Origin of the sequence: Mycetohabitans endofungorum, assembly GCF_037477895.1 — a bacterium.
GTDB lineage: Bacteria > Pseudomonadota > Gammaproteobacteria > Burkholderiales > Burkholderiaceae > Mycetohabitans.
Genome location: NZ_CP132744.1, coordinates 1,620,755 through 1,640,114 on the forward strand (window position 1 = coordinate 1,620,755; position 19,360 = coordinate 1,640,114).

Annotated in this window: 22 protein-coding genes and 2 pseudogenes; 8 read left to right on the forward strand and 16 right to left on the reverse strand. The window is 61.2% G+C overall.

All coding sequences use genetic code 11. The annotated features are described in order from the left end of the window. Positions 1-56: 56 nt before the first annotated feature. Together RA167_RS06960 and RA167_RS15655 are read left to right on the forward strand one after the other, a co-directional pair. Positions 57-1,088, forward strand: a complete 1,032-nt coding sequence (locus tag RA167_RS06960) for a C40 family peptidase (protein WP_076784999.1) — start codon at positions 57-59, stop codon at positions 1,086-1,088. Positions 1,089-1,138: 50 nt separating this feature from the next. Continuing rightward, positions 1,139-1,261 (forward strand): annotated as a pseudogene (locus RA167_RS15655) (SDR family oxidoreductase); the annotation flags it as partial. 6 nt (positions 1,262-1,267) lie between these two features. Here RA167_RS15655 and RA167_RS06965 read toward each other — a convergent pair. The 8 genes from RA167_RS06965 to RA167_RS07000 form a co-directional block, all read right to left on the reverse strand. Continuing rightward, positions 1,268-2,278 (reverse strand): inorganic phosphate transporter, encoded by a 1,011-nt coding sequence (locus tag RA167_RS06965; protein WP_076785000.1) that lies wholly within the window; start codon positions 2,276-2,278, stop codon positions 1,268-1,270. A gap of 12 nt (positions 2,279-2,290) precedes the next feature. Next, complete coding sequence (locus RA167_RS06970; RefSeq protein ID WP_076787181.1) at positions 2,291-2,917, reverse strand: DUF47 domain-containing protein; 627 nt, start codon at positions 2,915-2,917, stop codon at positions 2,291-2,293. A 166-nt stretch (positions 2,918-3,083) separates the two neighbouring features. Beyond that, complete coding sequence (locus RA167_RS06975) at positions 3,084-4,472, reverse strand: replicative DNA helicase (RefSeq protein WP_076785001.1); 1,389 nt, start codon at positions 4,470-4,472, stop codon at positions 3,084-3,086. A gap of 112 nt (positions 4,473-4,584) precedes the next feature. Beyond that, a complete protein-coding gene (gene rplI, locus RA167_RS06980) occupies positions 4,585-5,037 on the reverse strand; it encodes a 50S ribosomal protein L9 (RefSeq protein ID WP_076785002.1) in 453 nt (150 codons plus the stop codon). 26 nt (positions 5,038-5,063) lie between these two features. Next, on the reverse strand, positions 5,064-5,339 hold the full coding sequence (gene rpsR / locus RA167_RS06985; protein ID WP_076785003.1) for a 30S ribosomal protein S18: 276 nt from the start codon (positions 5,337-5,339) through the stop codon (positions 5,064-5,066). Between the two features lie 2 nt (positions 5,340-5,341). Further along, complete coding sequence (priB, locus tag RA167_RS06990) at positions 5,342-5,644, reverse strand: primosomal replication protein N (protein WP_076787183.1); 303 nt, start codon at positions 5,642-5,644, stop codon at positions 5,342-5,344. 45 nt (positions 5,645-5,689) lie between these two features. Next, the gene (rpsF, locus tag RA167_RS06995; protein WP_076785004.1) at positions 5,690-6,067 is read right to left on the reverse strand and encodes a 30S ribosomal protein S6; all 378 of its coding nucleotides are present in this window, start codon (positions 6,065-6,067) and stop codon (positions 5,690-5,692) included. Between the two features lie 364 nt (positions 6,068-6,431). Next, positions 6,432-7,574, reverse strand: a complete 1,143-nt coding sequence (locus RA167_RS07000; RefSeq protein WP_237574261.1) for a hypothetical protein — start codon at positions 7,572-7,574, stop codon at positions 6,432-6,434. Between the two features lie 343 nt (positions 7,575-7,917). Here RA167_RS07000 and RA167_RS07005 point away from each other — a divergent pair, with 343 nt between their 5' ends. After that, positions 7,918-8,244, forward strand: coding sequence for a hypothetical protein (locus tag RA167_RS07005; RefSeq protein ID WP_175972396.1), 327 nt, complete (start codon positions 7,918-7,920; stop codon positions 8,242-8,244). Positions 8,245-8,615: 371 nt separating this feature from the next. Here RA167_RS07005 and RA167_RS07010 read toward each other — a convergent pair whose 3' ends face one another. Genes RA167_RS07010 through RA167_RS07025 form a run of 4 tightly spaced genes read right to left on the reverse strand, consistent with a single transcriptional unit; the run spans position 8,616 to position 12,218 of the window. Then, positions 8,616-9,644 carry an asparaginase gene (locus RA167_RS07010; RefSeq protein WP_076785006.1) on the reverse strand — a complete coding sequence of 343 codons (1,029 nt, stop codon included), beginning with the start codon at positions 9,642-9,644 and terminating at the stop codon, positions 8,616-8,618. Beyond that, positions 9,641-11,233: an ABC-F family ATPase gene (locus RA167_RS07015; protein ID WP_076785007.1), complete on the reverse strand. Its 1,593-nt coding sequence runs from the start codon at positions 11,231-11,233 to the stop codon at positions 9,641-9,643. Before RA167_RS07015 ends, RA167_RS07010 begins: the two co-directional genes overlap by 4 nt. A gap of 41 nt (positions 11,234-11,274) precedes the next feature. Continuing rightward, a complete protein-coding gene (locus tag RA167_RS07020) occupies positions 11,275-11,598 on the reverse strand; it encodes a hypothetical protein (protein WP_139336952.1) in 324 nt (107 codons plus the stop codon). A 47-nt stretch (positions 11,599-11,645) separates the two neighbouring features. Further along, positions 11,646-12,218: a DUF6013 family protein gene (locus RA167_RS07025; protein WP_139336953.1), complete on the reverse strand. Its 573-nt coding sequence runs from the start codon at positions 12,216-12,218 to the stop codon at positions 11,646-11,648. Positions 12,219-12,456: 238 nt separating this feature from the next. Between RA167_RS07025 and RA167_RS07030 the strand changes: the two genes are divergently transcribed. From RA167_RS07030 to serB, 3 genes are read left to right on the forward strand one after another with little or no spacing between them, the layout of a single operon-like run. Then, entirely contained in the window at positions 12,457-13,146 is a 690-nt protein-coding gene (locus tag RA167_RS07030; protein ID WP_139336954.1) for a hypothetical protein, read from the forward strand. Between the two features lie 14 nt (positions 13,147-13,160). Then, a complete protein-coding gene (locus tag RA167_RS07035) occupies positions 13,161-13,526 on the forward strand; it encodes a hypothetical protein (protein ID WP_076785010.1) in 366 nt (121 codons plus the stop codon). A 20-nt stretch (positions 13,527-13,546) separates the two neighbouring features. Further along, entirely contained in the window at positions 13,547-14,386 is an 840-nt protein-coding gene (gene serB / locus RA167_RS07040) for a phosphoserine phosphatase SerB (protein ID WP_076785011.1), read from the forward strand. Between the two features lie 46 nt (positions 14,387-14,432). On the opposite strand, the gene RA167_RS07045 is transcribed toward serB, so the two are convergent. Together RA167_RS07045 and RA167_RS07050 are read right to left on the reverse strand one after the other, a co-directional pair. Continuing rightward, on the reverse strand, positions 14,433-15,653 hold the full coding sequence (locus RA167_RS07045) for a cystathionine beta-lyase (RefSeq protein WP_237574259.1): 1,221 nt from the start codon (positions 15,651-15,653) through the stop codon (positions 14,433-14,435). A 17-nt stretch (positions 15,654-15,670) separates the two neighbouring features. After that, on the reverse strand, positions 15,671-16,246 hold the full coding sequence (locus RA167_RS07050; protein WP_076787190.1) for a hypothetical protein: 576 nt from the start codon (positions 16,244-16,246) through the stop codon (positions 15,671-15,673). 109 nt (positions 16,247-16,355) lie between these two features. Here RA167_RS07050 and RA167_RS07055 point away from each other — a divergent pair, with 109 nt between their 5' ends. Continuing rightward, a complete protein-coding gene (locus RA167_RS07055; protein WP_139336956.1) occupies positions 16,356-16,754 on the forward strand; it encodes a hypothetical protein in 399 nt (132 codons plus the stop codon). Positions 16,755-16,757: 3 nt separating this feature from the next. Here the strand turns inward: RA167_RS07055 and rimO are convergent, their stop codons facing one another. Next, positions 16,758-18,095 carry a 30S ribosomal protein S12 methylthiotransferase RimO gene (gene rimO, locus RA167_RS07060; protein WP_217697099.1) on the reverse strand — a complete coding sequence of 446 codons (1,338 nt, stop codon included), beginning with the start codon at positions 18,093-18,095 and terminating at the stop codon, positions 16,758-16,760. Between the two features lie 226 nt (positions 18,096-18,321). Between rimO and RA167_RS07065 the strand changes: the two are divergent. Then, positions 18,322-18,513 (forward strand): annotated as a pseudogene (locus RA167_RS07065) (IS3 family transposase); the annotation flags it as partial. Between the two features lie 484 nt (positions 18,514-18,997). On the opposite strand, the gene RA167_RS07070 reads toward RA167_RS07065, so the two are convergent. Continuing rightward, positions 18,998-19,339, reverse strand: coding sequence for a hypothetical protein (locus RA167_RS07070; protein ID WP_175972397.1), 342 nt, complete (start codon positions 19,337-19,339; stop codon positions 18,998-19,000). Positions 19,340-19,360 lie beyond the last annotated feature (21 nt).

Sequence of the window (19,360 nt, forward strand, 5' to 3'; positions counted from 1 at the left end):
TGATTCGGGCATTGCCCCGCCGGAAGGCGGGCGCCTGGTCGCCCGCCCGCTTTTTCATGCGCCTTACCTGGATTGCACTCGCACCCTGCTCCATCGCCGTACTGCTTGCCGCTTGCTCCAGCGTGCAGCAGCCAGTCACGCGCGGAGATGAAGCGCCGGCGAGTGGCTACCGCACGCGCCCATCGTCTGGGCTCGGCTTCGTGGATCACAGCGTCGGCCAGGAGGAAGTATCGATCCAGGCGATGAGCCTAGTCGGCGTGCGGTATCGCCGGGGAGGCAACACACCAAGCAGCGGCTTCGACTGCAGTGGGCTAATACGCTACGTGTTGGCGCGTTCGGCGGCGGTCGAGTTGCCGCGAACTACGGCCGAAATGAGCCAACGTGGGCGCCCGATCCAGCCGAACGAAATCGCGCCCGGCGACCTGGTCTTCTTCAACACGTCCGGCCGGCCGCATTCGCACGTCGGCATCTACGTGGGAAACATGCGCTTTGTCAACGCGCCGTCGACCGGTGGCACGGTACGCATCGACTACGTGACGAATCCATACTGGGCGAAGCGATTCGACGGTATTCGCCGTGTCGCCCCGGTACGCAACGCGCCGAAGAGGCCATTTGACGCACCGACGCTGCTGGCGGCGTCAGCACCACCAACACCGCCGGCCGGCACGAGCAACGCGATGTCCAACCGGGTGGCGGTTGCCACTGTGGGCGCCATGGCTATCACAGCCAACACGGCCACCACTGGTACCGCCGGAGCCCCTGGCACCAAGGCAACAATCGATGCCGGAAGCTCGCGCACAGCCGGTGCGGATACGCGGCACGGAATGGCTTATGCCGCCGGCAAAACCGCGAGCGGCCCGGATGCGTTCGAACCGCCCCCGCCGACTGCTGCGACCGCGCGCAGCCAAGCGGCTTCCTGGATCGCCGCGCCGGTCATGTCGGCCACCCCCGATCCTGTCGGCGCGACGGCGAGCGCCGCGCCGGCTGCGGGCAGCCAGGACTATGGGGCCGATACGCCGATGGCCACGCCTGCGCAGGCAGCGGCGGCCAACGATCCCATCGCCCGTTTTGCCCACGGCAATTTCTGAGCGCTAAGCCACCCGATCAGCACGGCTCGCGCAACCAACCGCGGCTTGCACTAGGCCACTACGCGAGGCCGGACGAAATCGCCGACGTTGCGCTGTTGCTGGCCCGTGCACGCGCCAGTTACGTGACCGGCGCGCTCGTCCTGATGGATGGCGGCAGCGCGGCGGTGACCTGAGCGCGCCTACAGCAGCCGCTGACCGAGCCACCAGCCGGCAGCAGACAGCGCGGCGGATGCCGGAATTGTCAGGATCCAGGCCCATACGATATTGCCGGCGACCCCCCAGCGTACGGCCGACAGTTTCTGCGTCGCCCCGACGCCGACGATCGCGCCGGTAATCGTGTGCGTCGTCGATACCGGAATACCGAGCCACGACGCCATGAACAGCGTAATCGCACCACCGGTCTCCGCGCAGAAGCCACCGACCGGCTTGAGCCGCGTGATGCGCTGCCCCATCGTGCGCACGATCCGCCAGCCGCCAAACAACGTGCCCAGGCCCATTGACACGTAGCAGCCGGCGATCACCCATGTCGGCGGCGCGTCGGCGCTCACCGACGCGTAGCCAGTCGCGATCAGCAGCATCCAAATGATGCCGATCGTTTTCTGCGCGTCGTTGCCTCCGTGCCCCAAGCTGTACAGCGACGCGGACACGAGTTGCAGCCGACGGAAACTCCGATCGACGCGGCTTGGCGGCGTGCGGAAGAAGAACCACGACACGAGCAGCATGAACAGCGACCCGAGCACAAAGCCGAGCAACGGCGACACAAAAATAAAGGCGATCGTCTTCGCCAGTCCATCCACGTTCAGCGCATCCCACCCCGACTTGGCCAACGCCGAGCCGACCAAGCCGCCGATCAGCGCATGCGACGAACTCGACGGGATCCCGTAGTACCAAGTCACGATGTTCCAGCCAATCGCCCCGACCAGTGCGCCGAACACCACGTAGTGATCGATGATGCCGGGGTCGATTGTGCCCTTGCCGACCGTGGCCGCCACCTTCAGATGAAAAATGAAGTACGCGACGACGTTGAAGCCGGCTGCGAACGCCACGGCCTGGTGCGGCTTGAGCACACCGGTGGACACCACGGTCGCGATCGAGTTTGCCGCGTCGTGGAAGCCGTTCATGAAATCGAATATCAGCGCGACGGCAACCAACAGCGCGACCGCCCATAGAGCAAGTTGGATCGAATGCATCAGCTGCCCTGTCTATGCGTTCTCGAGCACGATGCCTTCGATGATGTTCGCGACATCCTCGCACTTGTCCGTCACGGCTTCGAGCAACTCGAAGATCGCCTTCAGCTTGATCAGCGTCTTGACGTCATCCTCCTCGCGAAATAGCTTGGACATCGCCGAGCGCAGCAGACGGTCCGCGTCGGATTCGTAACGATCGATTTCCTCGCAGGCCTTCAGGATCGCACTGGCGCGTTTCATGTCGTGCAGCAGACCCACTGCCGTCTGCACGCGCTCGCACGTCAGCCGGCAGACACGCGCGAGTTCGTTTGCCTCGGAGGTCACCGCACGCACGTCGTACAGCGACACCGCAGTGGCCACATCCTCCATCAAGTCGAGGATGTCGTCCATCGTCGTGATCAGCTTATGGACCTCTTCACGGTCCAACGGCGTGATGAAGGTTTTGTGCAGCAAATCGATACATTCGTGCGTCAGCTTGTCGGCACGTTTCTCATTCGCTTGCACGTTTTGCTTGTGAACCTCCGCATTGGGCAGGTCGTCGATCAACCGCTCGAGTTCGAGACTGGCGTCGACCATACATTTCGCGTGAGCGTTGAAAATTTCGAAAAACTTGCCTTCGGTAGGCATGAAGCGTCCGAACATGAATCCCTCGGAAGTAATGGGCGCTGACACAAAAGTGCAGTATTGTACCTGGGCGTTGCCAGCCTGCGCGACATGCAATACGCGTGCTGCTGAGGCACGGCGCAGCAGCAGGGTGACGCGCGCGATCGAGCGAGCATAAATGAGCGACGTTAAAGACAAATCCCGGTTATTCGCTGTCGTAGAACGTCGACACGCCAGCAAAATTATCGAATTTCGTGTACGGTCCTAGGAACGTCAGGCGAACGGGCCCAATGGGTCCGTTCCGTTGCTTGCCGATAATGATCTCGGCCGTTCCCTTGTCGGGGCTGTCCGGGTTGTAAACCTCGTCGCGATAAATAAACAGGATCACGTCCGCATCCTGTTCGATCGCGCCAGATTCGCGCAGGTCCGACATGACCGGACGCTTGTTCGGCCGCTGCTCCAGGCCCCGGTTCAGCTGAGATAGCGCGATGACCGGCACGTCAAGCTCCTTGGCCAGTCCCTTGAGTGAGCGCGAAATCTCGGAGATCTCTGTCGCGCGGTTCTCGCCCGGCGACGAGCCAGTCATGAGTTGCAGATAATCGACAATAATCAAGCCTAGCTTGCCGCACTGACGCGCTAGCCGCCGTGCCCGCGAGCGCAATTCCATCGGATTGAGCCCGCCCGTCTCGTCGATAAAGATTTGCGCTTCACTCATTTTCTGCACCGCGTGCGTGAGCTTGGGCCAATCCTCGTCGGTCAGCCGCCCGGTACGCATCCGGTGTTGGTCGAGCCGGCCAATCGAGCCGAGCATCCGCATCACAAGTTGCGTGCCCGGCATTTCCATCGAGAACACCGCGACCGGCAAACCATACTCGACTGCGACGTATTCACCGATGTTCATCGAGAATGCAGTTTTGCCCATCGATGGCCGTCCGGCAACAATGATCAATTCGCCGCCGTGCATCCCGGAGGTCATCCGGTCCAGGTCGATAAAGCCGGTCGGCGTGCCGGTCACATCGCTCGGATTCGCCGTGTGGTACAGCGTGTCGATCCGCTCGACGACTTGTGTCAGCAACGGCCCGATTTCGAGAAACCCTTGCGTGCCACGCTGACCTTCCTCCGCGATTGAGAAGACCTTTGCCTCGGCCTCGTCGAGCAGCTGCCGGACCTCCTTACCCTGCGGATTGAACGCGTCGCCGGCAATCTCGTCGGCAACGGTCACCAGCTTGCGCAACACCGCACGGTCGCGCACGATCTCGGCATACCGGCGGATGTTCGCCGCGCTCGGCGTGTTCTGCGCGAGCGCATTCAGATAGGCAAGGCCGCCGACATCGTCCGCCTTGCCCGCGGTGGACAGTGACTCGAACACCGTGATCACATCGGCCGGCCGCGACGTGGCAATCAGCTTGCCGATGTGCTCGTAGATCAGCCGGTGATCAAAGCGATAGAAATCCTGGTGACCCAGGAAGTCCGCAATCCGGTCCCACGCGCCGTTGTCGAGCAGTAAACCGCCAAGCACCGACTGCTCGGCCTCGATCGAATGCGGCGGGACCTTCAGTGACTCAAGTTGCGGATCGTGATTTGAAGCGTTCATGGGCACCGATTATCGGTCATTCAGCCATTCACGCAATGGCATGAAACAAAAAAAGCAGGAACCGGTTACCCGGATCCTGCTTGCACGCGACACCCGAAGGTGCACAGCGATCTTACGCGTGCTCGCCGAGCACCGACACCGTAATGTCCGTCACCACATCGGTGTGCAGCGCCACTTGCACCGGATGATCACCCACGATCTTCAGCGGACCTTGCGACAGGCGCACCTGTGCCTTCTCGACGTCGAAGCCTTGTTGCTTGAGCGCGACGGCGATGTCCTGATTCGTGACCGAGCCGAACAGACGGCCATCGACACCCGACTTCTGCGTAATCTGCAGCGTTAGGCCGGCCAGCTTCTCGCCCTGAGCCTGCGCAGCGGCCAGCTTGTCGGCCGCGATTTTTTCAAGTTCCGCACGGCGCACTTCGAATTCGGCGATCGCGTCCTTCGTCGCACGGCGAGCCTTGCGCAGCGGAATCAGGAAGTTACGTGCGTAGCCGTCCTTGACCTTGATGATGTCGCCCAGATTACCGAGTTTAGCGACTTTTTCCAACAAAATAACTTGCATTCGAATTCTCCTTGATCGACGCCGGCTTAGGCCTTGTGCAGGTCCGTGTACGGCAGCAGCGCGAGGAAACGCGCCCGCTTGATCGCCGTGTCGAGCTGGCGTTGATAGTGAGCCTTCGTGCCAGTCAAGCGCGCCGGCGTAATCTTACCATTTTCGCCAATGAAGTCCTTCAGCGTCTCGATATCCTTGTAGTCGATGTACTCGACGCCGGCTGCCGTGAAGCGGCAGAACTTCTTGCGCTTGAACAGCGGGTTCTGTTGCTGGCGACGCTTGTCAAATTTCTTACCAGTGGGACGAGCCATGATCAGTCCTTTTCTATATCCTGCAATGCTGTGATGTGAAATACCAGGGTTTTCGCGTTACGGTGTCGTCGGGCCAGAAAACCGTCGAAATGCGCATGAACACCCAACCCGCATGCCGCCACCTTGCTGCTGACGTCGCCGGCGGCCAGCGCCGGGATGGTCAGCTCGACGCGGCGACTGACACCAGCCTCGACGACTTCCGACTCGTGCCGCAATACGCAATTGACGATTGGCACGCCGGCTGGCGTATAACGCACTGGATCGCGCTCAATGACGCTCGCCACGAGCTGCAACCGGTTCGACATGCGCATGCGACGGCTTGCGCCTGTTCCCTGATATTGCCCGCTACGTTATGCCTGCGCTTCGGAAGTCTGCGGCTGTGCAGCCGCCTTCTTCGCTTCCTCACGCTGCACTTCCTTCATCATTGGCGACGGGCCGGTCTCGGCCTTCTTCATCTTGACGATCAGGTGGCGCAGCACCGCGTCGTTGAACTTGAACGCATGTTCCAGTTCGTCGAGCGTGGCTTGATCACATTCGATGTTCATGCAGACGTAGTGCGCCTTCGCGAGCTTTTCGATCATGTAGGCCAACTGGCGGCGGCCCCAATCTTCGATACGGTGGATCTGGCCCCCGTGGCTGGTGATCGTCGACTTGTACTTCTCGATCATCGCGGGCACCTGCTCGCTCTGATCGGGGTGCACGATGAACGTGATTTCATAGTGACGCATAGACACTCCTTATGGATAAAAGCCACCCGAGCGTCGAACCGGTGTGGCAAGCAAGAAACAGATAATTTTATCCTAACTGCCCGGTCTGCGCAATGAGCGTTTGGGTTTCTCACGCAATGTCAATAGGTTATCTACGTTTCTGGCGCGATCTCAACCGGTTACCGTCAAGTCGAGCACGTCCGTGCTTGGCGGCAGCCCACCCCGACGGTCGGGCCGCCGTCGAGCATCCAGCCTGATCACACGCCGGCAGCATGCTGTGCTTGCCTGATAGCCCGGGTTGGAAGTGCTCACTGGCTCCATCCGCAGAGGCGGGCCGCACTAGGAGGCGGACCGCACCAGGCAATCCACGAACGCGGCTAAAAGCTCAAATGACGACGCGGCGCGTGCCATTATTCAGGGATCGCAACTGGCTTTGCACTTCAGGGCTCACCGACGGGTTGTCTTCCATGTTCAGCAAAGCAAGCCTGTAATCACGCCTGCGCAGTACGTCAATTAACCGTAACGCGCCTTCGTCGTCGATCTCCGTGTCCGTCAGGTCCAACGACCTCAATCTGCAGTTCGCGAGCCCCAATGGGAAGCCGAGGCATTTGGCGCCCTGCGCGCCGATAGCGTTGGAAGACAGGTTCAGTGACGTGACCTTGCAATTCGGATTGGCCAGCGCTCGGCTCACCTGCTCAACGCCTCGTTGATCGATTGCATTGAGTGCAAGGTTAAGCGACGCAACCTTGCAATTCACGTCGCTTATCGCGCGGGCTATATGCGCTGCCCCCTCGTTGCCGATTTTATTACTGCCGAGATCAAGCGACACAAGCTTGCCATTGGGATGGCTCAACGGATCGCTCACATGCTTGGCGCCGTCAGCGCCGATCCCGTTGCCATGCAGATCCAGCGAGGCGAGTTGACAACCCGCGTTGCCCAGCGCACAACCCAAGTGTTCGGCACCTTGCGCACTGATACCATTGAACCTGACATCAAGTGACACCAGTTTGCAATTGGGATCACTCAACGCGCGCGCGATGGACTGCACACCGCCATCCGCGATGCTATTTTGGCTCAGGCTGAGCCCCGTGAGCTTGCAATGTGGGTTGGCGAGCGCCCGTCCAATATGCTCGGCGCCCGCTTCACCAATGCGATTGTTGCCCAAATCCAGCGACGTAAGACTGCAACCGGGATTGGCCAACGCCGCGCACAGAGGCTCAATACTGCGGTCGCTGACGCCGTTGCCGCATAGACTCAGCGTCGTGAGACCGCAACGCTGGTTGGACAGCATACGGGCCAGGTGCTCGACACCTTCGTCGCTGATGTGATTCCCGTTCAGGTTCAGCGACATAAGCTTGCAAGCGGGATCACCCAATACGCGACTCAGTTGCTCTGCACTGGCTTCCTGCAGCGAGTTACGTCCCAAGTCGAGCGATTCAAGCTTGCAGTGCTCGTTGGCCAACGCTTGGATCATAGGCGCGGCCCCTTCGTCGCCGGTCCGGTTAGCGTACAAGTTCAGCGACGTCAACTTGCAATTCGGGTTGACCAGCGCCCGCCCGAGATGCTGGGCGCCTCGCCTGGAAATGCTACAACCGGTTAGGTTCAACGACGTGAGTTGGCAGTTCGGATCACATAATGCGTCCGCCAGAGACTTCACGCTTTTTGCACTAAGCTGATTTTTGCTTAAATCCAGCGAAGTGATCGTACAATCCGGACTCCGTATCAAACCAGCCAACCGTTGAACTCTCAGTTCCCCGATGCAACCTTTTTCGATGCAACCGTTGCCAAAACTCAACGCCTTGAGCCGCGGATAACGCCGCTGTTGAATGTCTCTCAGCAACGCGTCCAGCTCGGACGCATTCGAGACCGTTATGGAACGCGTCATCGCGTCGGCAATCGCCATCAATCGAGTATTCCCCGACCGCTGGAACGGCTGCAGCGCGTCTTGCCCGCCGACGCTCGCGATGTGGTACAAGATCTCCGTTGGCAATGCAGTCAACGAGCGCGGTTTTAATGGCGCGTTGCGCAGTGGCTTTTGCGCCGACACGCCACACTGCTCGGCCGGCTCGTTAGCGCGCGGCAACCCGTCGAGCAGGGAAGCAACCGGCCGCTCGGTGCCGCTGACCGACCCGCGACGTGTCTGCGCCAAGGCAGCAGCATGGCTGCTGCCTTCAACGTTTTGGGCGTTGCTCACGTGACTGACCTTACTGACCATAATAGCCTCCGTCGATATGGCGGCTATGCAAGAAGCGGAAGCGGCAACCCATGCGCCACCGATGCGAGCGGCTATTCGTCAGCCGTGGCCGGCGATTCGCTGGGTTCGCTTCGTCTGGCTGCATGCATTGCGCCTGTGCTGGCCGAACCGGTTGAGCCGGACCCGAACGTATGTCGCACATGCCCGGACCGGCCTTTGCCAAAGTACCGCAATGGTCAGTCAATCATCGTCGATACGCGAACTTAAAACAGCAGTAACGACAGCAGCCACGCACCGCGCGCGCCGATAGACGATCAGTAGGACTACACATGGGATCGTGTGCAACAGCCGATCAGCGCAGCACTGTGCCGGCAATCAGTACTGGTCGAACAGGCTCTGCAGCATCGCAGGCTCGCTCCAGCCATGCGCGAGCGCGAGCATCAGCAGCACGCGTGCTTTGTATGGGTTCAGTGTGCCGGCGCTAACCAAGCCCAGCGCGTCGTCCGGCGCAGCGCCATTGCGCATCACGTGTCCGGAACCGACGCGCGACGCACGCACTACCGCGACACCGCGCGCACGCGCATCGGCCAACGCCTGCTGCAACGTCGTGTGAATCGAACCATTGCCAGTGCCGGCGACGACGATGCCACGCACGCCGGCGTCGACCAGCGCATCGACAATCACCCGTGATGCGCCGGCATGACTGACGACGACCTGGACCGCGGGCAGCGGGTGCTGCGTCTCGATGACATCGAGCTTGAACACTGATTCAACCGTATGCGCACGCGTCACGCGCCGTTGGAATTCGACGCGGCCATCCTGCACCCAACCGAGCACACCATTTTCTGGCGACGCGAATGCGTCGATCGCATACGTGCTGACCTTCGTGACGTCGCGCGCGCCGTGGATCCGGTTCGCGAACGCGACGAGCACGCCGCGCGCCGCGGCGTGCGGATTGGCGGCAAGCGTCACCGCGTTGAGCAGGTTCAGCGGACCATCGGCGGACAACGCACTCAACGGCCGCATCGCCGCGGTCACCACGACCGGCTTCGTACTCGCCACAGTCAGCTGCAACCAATACGCCGTCTCCTCCAGCGTATCGGTGCCATGCGCGATCACCAGCCCGTCGATGTCGTCCTGCGCGAGCAAAGCATTGACGCGGCGGGCTAGCGTGATCCATAGCGCATCGCCAATATCCTTGCTGTCGATGTTCGCGACCTGCTCCGCATGGATCCTCGCGATACTGCCCAGCGCCGGTACAGTGGCAAGCAACCTGTCCACGCCAACCACGCCGGCCTTGTAGCCGGCAGTGCTGGCCGCGTCGGCCACCTCGCCGGCAATCGTGCCGCCGGTCGCCAGCACCGCGACCGTGGGCAGTGGCCGGTGCGCCGCGTCCACGCTCATTCAAGTCCTTGACTGGCAAGGAACTCGTCGTAGCGGCCACTGAAGTCGACAATCGTGCCGTCCGGGCGGACCTCAATGATCCGGTTCGCCAGGCCGTTGACAAATTCACGGTCGTGCGACACGAAGATCAGCGTGCCTTCGTATTTCTCAAGCGCGATCTGCAGCGACTCGATCGACTCCATGTCCATGTGGTTCGTCGGCTCGTCCATCAGCAGCACGTTATGCCGGCCGAGCATCAGCTTGCCCCACAACATCCGTCCTTTCTCGCCGCCCGAGAGCACCTTGACGGACTTCTTCACGTCATCGCCAGAAAACAGCAGACGCCCGAGCGTGCCGCGCACCATCGTCTCGTCGTCGCCCTCCTGGCGAAACTGGTCGATCCAATCGGTTAACGTCACGTCGTCCGGAAAGGCCTCGGACGTGTCCTGCGGCATGTAGCCAACATTCGCGTTCTCGGCCCACTTCACGCGCCCATGATCCAGCGGCAGGTTGCCGAGCAACGAACGCAGTAACGTGGTCTTGCCGGCACCATTCTCGCCAACGATGGCGATCTTCTCGCCCGGCTGCACGGACAGGTCCAGGCTCTGGAAGATCATCCGGTCATATTTCTTCGTGATCTGTTCGGCGAGCACCGCGATGTTGTGCAGCTTCTTGTCGAACTCGAAGCGGATGAATGGATTCTGCCGCGACGACGGCTTGAATTCCTCGATCTTGATCTTATCGATCTGCTTGAGCCGGCTCGTCGCCTGACGCGCCTTGGACTTGTTCGCGGAAAAGCGACGCACAAAATCCTGCAGGTCCGCAATGCGCTCCTTGGCCTTCGCATTCGCGGCGGCCTGCCGCTCACGCGCCTGCGCCGACGCGAGCATGTAATCATCGTAGTTGCCCGGATAGATTTTCAGCGTGCCATAGTCCATATCCGCCATGTGCGTGCAGACCTGGTTCAGGAAGTGCCGATCGTGCGAGATGATGATCATCGTCGAATCCCGCTCGTTCAGGATGTTCTCGAGCCAGCGGATCGAATTGATGTCCAGGTTATTCGTCGGCTCGTCCAGCAGCAGCACGTCTGGGTCGGAGAACAGCGCCTGCGCCAGCAGCACGCGCAGCTTCCATCCGGGCGCGATGTTGCTCATCGGCCCATTATGGTCCTCGATCGCGATGCCGATGCCAAGCAGCAACTCGCCAGCACGCGCCTCAGCTGTGTAGCCGCCATACTCAGCGAACTTCGCCTCCAACTCCGCCGCGCGCATGTAGTCGTCATCGGTGGCCTCCGGGTTCGCGTAGATCGCGTCGCGCTCGCTCATCGCCTGCCACATCTCGGTGTGGCCCATCATCACGACGTCGAGCACCCGCATGTCCTCATACGCGAACTGGTCCTGGCGCAGCTTGCCCAGACGCACATGCGGCTCGAGCATGACCGTACCGGCACTAGGCTCCAGGTCGCCGCCAAGGATCTTCATGAATGTCGACTTGCCACAGCCGTTCGCGCCAATCAGCCCGTAGCGGTTGCCCTCGCCGAACTTGACGGAGATATTTTCGAACAAGGGCTTAGGCCCGAATTGCATCGTAATGTTCGCGGTAGACAGCACGGGGACGTCCTCAGGGCGGGATTCGGGAGAAGCCGGTCATTTTACCATCCCAGCGCCCGCGGCAGGGACCAGCCAAGGCGCGACCGAGCCGGCGCGCAGCGCGGTGGCCAGTGCAGCATCTCGATCGTCATGCCGCGCCGCGGCGCATCGTCGACGAATGCCTGCAACGTGTCGCGCACATCTCGATCGACGAAGTCTGCCCGCTGCGCATCGATGATCAGCGTCGCGTGGTCCGGCACCTGCGCCAGGTAACGCGTGAGCGTGGCGCGCGCTGCAAACGACACATCCTTGCGAAAGCTCAGCAGATAATGGCCGTCGTGGTGCGTGATCATGACCGCGCGCTCGGCGCCAGCGCGTGTGGCCACCAGTCTCTCAGGCCGGAGCGCATGACCGAGGAGTTGGCCACGCGCCACTAGTACTGGGCGGACAGCGACAACCGCGTGCCGTCCGACAACGTCAACGTCTTCGTCTTGCCATTGATCGGTAACGATAGCCGGGTGACTTGGGTGAACAACACGGTTTTGGGACAGGCCAACGGCTTGCCATCGACCATCACGGTCGATGTGCCCTGCACCGCGCGGCCGTTGAAGTACAGTTGCAGGTTCGCCACATGGTTATCAACGATCGGGGCGAGCCTGAGTTGGATTTGCCGGATCGGCGTGCCAGTAGCATCGACTGGCACGCCGGACGCGCCGGGGCAACGCGGCGGCACCGAGGGTGGCGCTCCGGGAGCGGGCATGCGCCACGTGTAGTCATCGGTCTGTCCGGAGCGGACGATACGCGTTTGCTCCGCATTACCGTACGTTTTCGACGTCACCTTGACGGTGTACTTCACCCGCGGTGCAGACGCCTCGGGCAACGGTTGCAGCTGCGCCATGGCGCTCACCGGCACGACGAGTACCATGGGCAGCACCAACGGTCCCAGCCACGCCACGACACGGCGGATTGCTGCGCAGTATCGGGTGCACAAACGGCTTGACATCATGTTATCGCCTCCTTGCTATCTATACATGGAACGGATCTTGTTTGCCAGTGTAGCGCGCATCGCGCATGCCGCGACGGGCGGCCATGCCGCATTGCCGCTATGGGCTACACGCACCAGCATGAAAACCCACCACGATCTTGTTTGAATAACGTTAGAGGCAGCACGTCCAGTTGGCATGCTGCCATTCTCCCGCGATCTCCACTCCCTGTTATCCGGATGTTCATCCACGTTTAAAAAGATGGCAAATATGCAAGCGCGCTTGGAAGCATTGCAGACGATTGTCAACGACCTTCGGCGGCGCGGCTGGATCGATCGTCAGCCCTTTATGATTGTTGCTAGTTCCGAAGGCGTTTCTATAGCAGCACGCTTCGCTACATTGTCGAAAAACGTATCCCATTTGCTGCTTATCTCAGGATTTGGGGTAGGACACACGCTAGACACTCTCCACACCGCGCTGACCGGTTCGGGGGACTATTGGGGCTTCATATCGGCGCCCGAATCGAACGACCCACTTAGCCGATTACAATCGACTTTGGCTCGGTGGGAGCAAGTGCGTCGAGATCAGAGACGCAATTCGAGTGAGACAATCGCTGGGTACCAAGCGGCCTACTGGCGTACTATTGGCTTAGCATCATCGGCCGAAGATGCGCTCGCATCCAACGCACAGCTTTATTTGGTCCAGGGGGGACGTGATCAAACTGCGCCCGCAGTCAACTATGAGGCAGGTATTGCCTACCCCATCACACACGATCGGCCCTTTGTGTCCGAGTATATCCCGTGTGGCGACCATTTCCTGACGTGCCCAGACGACGGTGAAGAACCTAAAAATCTTCAAGGGGTGATTGTGCGTGGTATGGAATGGTTTCTGACCGCCCAGGTACAACGTTCTTCAGCGGTCTCGTTCGATCCTTTGACAACGTCAAAGTAACCTTTGTAACCGGCGTGGCGAGCCATATCAAACCATTGCCGTTCCGGCAAGCCGCTCAGGCTGTGCAGCGCACACAGACGCTCGCGCACATCATCCTGGTCCGACCCGTGTCGTTCACGATTCTGACAGTCACCATGGCTACCATGGCATTCGGCGTGACGCTGCTATTCGCGTTCGGCAGCTATACGCGTCGAAGGATCGCGGGGACAAGGTTGGACGCCACCGTCAAGCCACCCAGTCGGCATGACTGCATCGAGCCAGCGCGCAGCGCCGCGGTGCCCGCGCCGCACGGCAGGCCCAGCAATGCCGCGCGGCGAGCCGCTACAATAGCCGCTTTTGCCGCGACGCACGCGGCCCGGATCGCCGCCGATCCGCATTGACGACCGACACCTGTAGAACGATGAATCTAGTGATCCAAAGCGCCGCGCCGCTGTCCGACGACCAACTGCGACTGCTAACCGCGTTGGCGAGCGGCACGCATGCCGAACGCCTTGACGCGCACGCGCTGCGCGTGCGCGACGCGAGTCCGTCGCAACGCGCCGATATCGCCGCATACTGTGGCGCGCACCAGCTCGACCATGCGTATGTTCCACCGCGTCGGCTCGCGGATTTTGGCCTCGTCGCAATGGATATGGATTCGACGCTAATCACGATCGAGTGCATCGACGAAATCGCCGACTTCTGCGGTTTGAAGACGCAGGTGGCGGCCATCACCGAGGCGGCGATGCGCGGCGAAATCAAGGATTTCAACGAAAGCCTGGTGCGGCGCGTCAGCCTGCTCACCGGCCTGGACGCCAATGTGCTCGCGAACGTGTACGAGCAGCGCTTGTGCCTGTCGCCCGGCGCGCAGGCCATGCTCGACGGCGCGCGTGCCGCCGGTCTGCGAACCCTGCTGGTGTCGGGCGGCTTCACGTTCTTCACTGAGCGCCTAAAGTCTCGGCTCGGGCTCGATTTCACACGGGCGAACACACTGGAGATCGTCGACGGCAAGCTGACCGGCCGCGTGGTCGGCGAAATTGTCAATGGCGACGTGAAAGCGCGCACGTTGCTCGACACGTGTGCCCAACTCGGCATCGAACCATCACGCGCGATCGCACTCGGCGACGGCTCGAATGACTTGCCGATGATGGCATCGGCCGGCTGGTCAGTCGCGTTCCGCGCCAAGCCACTGGTGCGTGAGCGCGCCAGCTGCGCGTTCGATTACGTCGGGCTCGACGGCCTACTGCGCCTGTTCGACTGACGCAGCAGCATGACCAGCGATCGCAAGGTCGCCGGCGCGCGATACATCATCGCAAGTGCCGCGTCAGACTGCGTTCGATGTCGGCGCGCAAGTCGGCTTCGTGCTCCAGGCCGATATAGAAACGCACCAGCACGCCACGATGTGGCCACGTACTGACGGTACGCATCGCCGCAATGTCATACGGCATCGCGATACTATGCGCGCCACCCCAACTCCAGCCGAGCGCAAATAGCTCGAGCCCCTCGACGAATGCATCGATCTGCGCGCTCGTATAGCGTGGATCGAACACCACCGAGAACAATCCTCCTGCACCGGTGAAATCCCGCTTCCAATATGCGTGGCCCGGGCAGTCTTCAAATGCCGGATGCAGTACCGCGGCGACCTCCGGGCGGCCCTTCAGCCAACCGGCGATCGCCAACGCGCTGCGCTCGTGCGCGCGGTAGCGCACTTGCATCGACGGCAACCCGCGCAGCACCAGCGAGCAATCGTCGGCCGACACGCCGAGGCCGACGCGCATCCGGGCCCGCTTCATCGCCAGGTACAAGTCGTGGTCCGTCGTGATTATCGCGCCCATCAGCACGTCGCTGCCGCCGGACTGGTACTTCGTCAGGGCTTGCACCGAGATGTCGACCCCATGCTCGAACGGCTTGAACACAAGGCCAGCCGAATAGGTATTGTCGATTGCTGTCACGATGCCGCGCTTGCGCGCGATCGCCGTGATGGCGGGCACGTCCGGCACTTCCATCGTTACAGACCCGGGTGCCTCCAGCCAGATCAGCCTCGTATTTGGCCGCAGCAGCGCGGCAATGCCCGAGCCAACCATCGGATCGTAATAGCGGACCGTGATCCCGAAATCCTGCGCAAGCCAGTCGCCATGCTCGCGATTGGGGGAATAAACGTTGTCCGGGACCAACACGTCGTCGCCCGCTTTCACGAATGCGAAATAGACATTCGAGATCGAAGATAGGCCGGAAGGCTGCAGCAAGGCATAACGCCCGCCTTCGATCGCTGCGATGCGCTGCTGTAAGGCCACCGACGTCGGCGTCGCGTGCAGACCATAGCGCCACTGCGCATCACTGCGCCAATCCAGCGCGCGCATCGACGCTAAGTCCGGGAATATCACGGTCGATGCCCGTGCGGTTGGCACCGAAAACGATTCAAAGCCGGGCTGCACAGGCGCGGCGGGATGAAGCAACTCGGTCTGCGGGTCGCGCGCGGCATCGGCGGGTACGGCATTGGCGGGCACGACGGAAAAATCTTTTGTCATCGTTTCACCATCCTGGTTCATTGGCCTGTCGTCAGATTCGACATGCCGCCAACATGGCGCGACGGCGCGCCGATAACGGCCCCATGAATCGGAGAGCGCGCACCGCGGGCGGCCGCGTTGGACGGTTGCAATTCGAACGATTGCGGCGCGGAATCGTCCAGATTCATCCGCTCGCCCTGGATGCTGCCGTCCACGGCCACCTTGCCAACCCAGTTGCCCGTAATGTGCGTGCCGTCGTCCGATTCCTCGATCTGCAACGTGCCGTTGTCCAGCTCACCGGCCACAAGGATGACCCCAGCGGTACCATCGAGGAAACGGTATTCGCCATGCACGCCGGTCGGGTCATCGGACTTCGCACCCAAGCGCATTTCGATCGGCCGTGCGCCGAGCGTGCCGGTGTACAGCGGAAAGTCCGCGTATTGTGGATTGGGCTTGAGCGGCAGCTCAGGCGGCGCCAGCGCGCGTACGGCCGCCCGTGATGGGCCGACATCCGCGTCGGCGGCGCTGCTGCGCGGCTGCGGTGCGCCGCAGGCCGACAACACGAACGGAATCGCGCAGGTAATGGAAATACAAGCAATGGACTTCATCGGCAGGTGTCGAAAAGGTAACGTTATCAGTATATCGGCGCAAGCGAGTATGATCCGAGTCTTGCCGCCACGCACGGCGGCAAAGACCGTACAGGCGTTGTTTTGAGGAATCGCAATGGCAGTTTTCAAGCGCGCGGCAAGCATCGCCGCCATCGTTTCGGCGAGCACAGTGCTCGCCGCCTGCAATTCATGGTCGATCCCGTTCGTGCACCGCCAGCCCGCCGCGCCGGACCTCGCGCCGGCGAGCCGCTCGGCGGACAACATGGTGCGGCTGGATGCGTCGATGCGCTCCGGTTGTGACAGCGTGCAGAATATCGAGAAGCCGTCCGACGCGGCGCCAGCGCCCGGTAAGCCGCAGCGCTGGATCGCGCACACGTGCACCGGGGACATTTCATACGATATCGTCGCGACCCAGACCGACCATGGACCTGTCGTCAAGGTGCTGCCGGTCAAGGGGCCGCTGAACAAGCCGATCAATCCCAGCTTCAAGCCGGCGCTGCCCGAGGACGAGTAGTGCTTAGACGTCGCCCCACAGGTCGTGCCCGTCCGCACCAGTGATCCTAACGCTCACAAAATCGCCAACCTTATAGCGCCGCGATGCCTTGCTGGCCGGCGACACGTAGACCACACCGTCGATTTCTGGCGCGTCCGCCGCCGAGCGCCCGATGCCCCCATCGGCGTTGACCTCGTCGATCAGCACCTTCAGCGTCTTGCCGACCTTGCGCTTCAAACGCTCGGCGGAGACCGACTCGGCAACCGCCATGAATCTCGCGCGACGCGCCTCGCGCACGTCGTCCGGCAGCGCGCCGTCGAGTTCGTTCGCGCTTGCCCCTTCGACAGGGGAATAGGCGAAACAGCCGACTCGGTCCAGTTGCGCCTCGCGGATAAAATCCAGCAACGTCTCGAACTGCGCTTCGGTTTCTCCCGGAAAGCCGGCGATGAACGTGCTACGTATCGTCAGGTCCGGGCACGCTTCGCGCCATGCCCGCACGCGTTCCAGCGTTTTTTCGGCGTTCGCGGGCCGCTTCATCCGCCGGAGCACCTCCGGATCGGCATGTTGTAGTGGCACGTCCAGGTACGGCAGCAGGTGGCCGCGATACGGGCCGTCGGCCATCAGCGGCACGATTTCGTCGACGCTCGGATACGGATACACATAGTGCAACCGCACCCAGGCGCCATACTGGGCCGCCAGTTCGCCGAGCGCCGCGGCAAGCTCGTTCATGCGCGTCTTCAATGGGCGGCCGTTCCAGAAGCCGGTGCGGAACTTCACATCGACGCCATACGCGCTCGTGTCCTGCGAGACCACCAGCAGTTCTTTGACGCCGGACTTGAACAGGTTCTCAGCTTCGAGCATAACTTCCGCGACCGGACGCGAGACGAGATCCCCGCGCATCGACGGAATGATGCAAAACGTACAGCGGTGATTACACCCCTCGGAGATCTTCAGGTACGCATAGTGTTTCGGCGTGAGCTTGATGCCGGCCGCCGGCACCAGATCGACAAACGGATCATGCAGCTTGGGCAAATGCGCATGGACGGCCTGCATCACTTCACCGAGCTCATGCGGGCCGGTTACGGCGAGCACCTTCGGATGAACCTGCTCGATCAGGCCAGTGCCGCTCGCGTTCTTTTTCGCCCCCAGGCAGCCGGTGACGATAACCTTGCCATTCTCGGCCAGTGCTTCACCGATCGCGTCAAGGCTTTCCTGCACGGCCTCATCGATAAAGCCGCACGTATTGACGACGACCAGGTCGGCGCCGTCATAGGTACCGCAGATCTGGTAGCCTTCCGCGCGCAGTTGCGTGATGATCTGCTCGGAATCGACAAGCGCCTTTGGGCACCCGAGGCTGACCATGCCGACTTTGGGCACACAATCCGGCCTAACCTTTGCGTTGTGATGGCTTTTCACTAATGTACCGTACTGGTGAAGGTTTCTAGCGCCTTGCGCCGACAAAGCAACATTTTACCGTGTCGGGCGCCGGCCGCATGCTCGCCGATCGACAGAGGCCCATACAGATCACATCGAGCGTCGGCTGCGGCGCCGGAAAGCCGTGGCTGACATTAGGAATACCTCTACCGCGTTTGCGCTTAACCGCTGCGACCGCGAGGCGACGAACTGGGCGACGACCGGCGGCCACAGCGGGGACATCGTGCATGATGTGATGCTCGCAGCTGTGAAACATCGCTTTGGCAACGCGCTGAAGGCGCCGGCGGAAACCGAACGGCTCACGAATCACTGCTCGGGCTACACTGCCGAGAAGACCCGCGCGTTCGTTGGACACCACCACGCGACTGCTTGACACAAAGCGACTTAACCATTAGTCGTCTACGCAGAGGTAATTTGCTGCCACCATGTCAAGCTTTAACTCTTGGCCCGACACCCAACCGGAGCCCTTGTTGTTCGATGCAGCGACTGACCGTCGATGGCCGCGCTAGCTGCGACTGCACTCCGATGTGACAAGACGACATAGCAATCGGCGAATCTCCTGCACGCTGAGCGGCAACATACTTTCAAGGAGTTTTCTTACTGCGCTTGCCAAGCATAACCAGAACAGCATGGGCTAGAGCGTGCTAGACACTTTTGCATCTTGCATAGCGGGCTGCAATAACACGGGCCGTTGGTTAATGCTTCACGCACCCACTCCAGCACGTAACGATATAACAGGATGCATAGCCGCGGCGCGATGACAAGCTCAAAATTTTTCTGACTTTTTATCAAAAATACGAAATATTTCGCATTGTCAATACTCAGATTAATCAGCGACGGTATAAAAACGACGGCAGCGACGAGGTCATGTGCCCGACGAAGGCCGGCGACGCGACCGGCATGGCGCGGCTAAACACGTCGTCGAACAAATGTGCGGCGTGTGCGTCAGGCAACGCCGCTGTCTCAGGAAGATCGACCATCGAGAACGTCGTTTCGACATCGGCATGCGCACCACCCGGCTTGAACCGGTTGCTTGCAAAAAACGCGGCTGGGTGTTGCGCGATCAGCTGCTCAAGCCACACGAATTCGCCGCGGTCCGCGTCGAACCATTGCAACACATCGTTCAGCTCGTGTGCTGCACTGTCATTATCGGGCAGGCTAACTATGACCACTATCGGTTAGCGCGATCGAAT

What these genes read in the sequence shown, in the direction of transcription:
- RA167_RS06960 (WP_076784999.1), top strand. Translation starts at nt 57, where the DNA reads ATGCGCCTTACCTGGATTGCACTCGCACCCTGCTCCATCGCCGTACTG.
- RA167_RS06965 (WP_076785000.1), bottom strand. Translation starts at nt 2,278, where the DNA reads ATGCATTCGATCCAACTTGCTCTATGGGCGGTCGCGCTGTTGGTTGCC.
- RA167_RS06970 (WP_076787181.1), bottom strand. Translation starts at nt 2,917, where the DNA reads ATGTTCGGACGCTTCATGCCTACCGAAGGCAAGTTTTTCGAAATTTTC.
- RA167_RS06975 (WP_076785001.1), bottom strand. Translation starts at nt 4,472, where the DNA reads ATGAACGCTTCAAATCACGATCCGCAACTTGAGTCACTGAAGGTCCCG.
- rplI (WP_076785002.1), bottom strand. Translation starts at nt 5,037, where the DNA reads ATGCAAGTTATTTTGTTGGAAAAAGTCGCTAAACTCGGTAATCTGGGC.
- rpsR (WP_076785003.1), bottom strand. Translation starts at nt 5,339, where the DNA reads ATGGCTCGTCCCACTGGTAAGAAATTTGACAAGCGTCGCCAGCAACAG.
- priB (WP_076787183.1), bottom strand. Translation starts at nt 5,644, where the DNA reads ATGTCGAACCGGTTGCAGCTCGTGGCGAGCGTCATTGAGCGCGATCCA.
- rpsF (WP_076785004.1), bottom strand. Translation starts at nt 6,067, where the DNA reads ATGCGTCACTATGAAATCACGTTCATCGTGCACCCCGATCAGAGCGAG.
- RA167_RS07005 (WP_175972396.1), top strand. Translation starts at nt 7,918, where the DNA reads ATGGAACGCGTCATCGCGTCGGCAATCGCCATCAATCGAGTATTCCCC.
- RA167_RS07010 (WP_076785006.1), bottom strand. Translation starts at nt 9,644, where the DNA reads ATGAGCGTGGACGCGGCGCACCGGCCACTGCCCACGGTCGCGGTGCTG.
- RA167_RS07025 (WP_139336953.1), bottom strand. Translation starts at nt 12,218, where the DNA reads ATGATGTCAAGCCGTTTGTGCACCCGATACTGCGCAGCAATCCGCCGT.
- RA167_RS07030 (WP_139336954.1), top strand. Translation starts at nt 12,457, where the DNA reads ATGGCAAATATGCAAGCGCGCTTGGAAGCATTGCAGACGATTGTCAAC.
- serB (WP_076785011.1), top strand. Translation starts at nt 13,547, where the DNA reads ATGAATCTAGTGATCCAAAGCGCCGCGCCGCTGTCCGACGACCAACTG.
- RA167_RS07045 (WP_237574259.1), bottom strand. Translation starts at nt 15,653, where the DNA reads ATGACAAAAGATTTTTCCGTCGTGCCCGCCAATGCCGTACCCGCCGAT.
- RA167_RS07055 (WP_139336956.1), top strand. Translation starts at nt 16,356, where the DNA reads ATGGCAGTTTTCAAGCGCGCGGCAAGCATCGCCGCCATCGTTTCGGCG.
- rimO (WP_217697099.1), bottom strand. Translation starts at nt 18,095, where the DNA reads ATGGTCAGCCTCGGGTGCCCAAAGGCGCTTGTCGATTCCGAGCAGATC.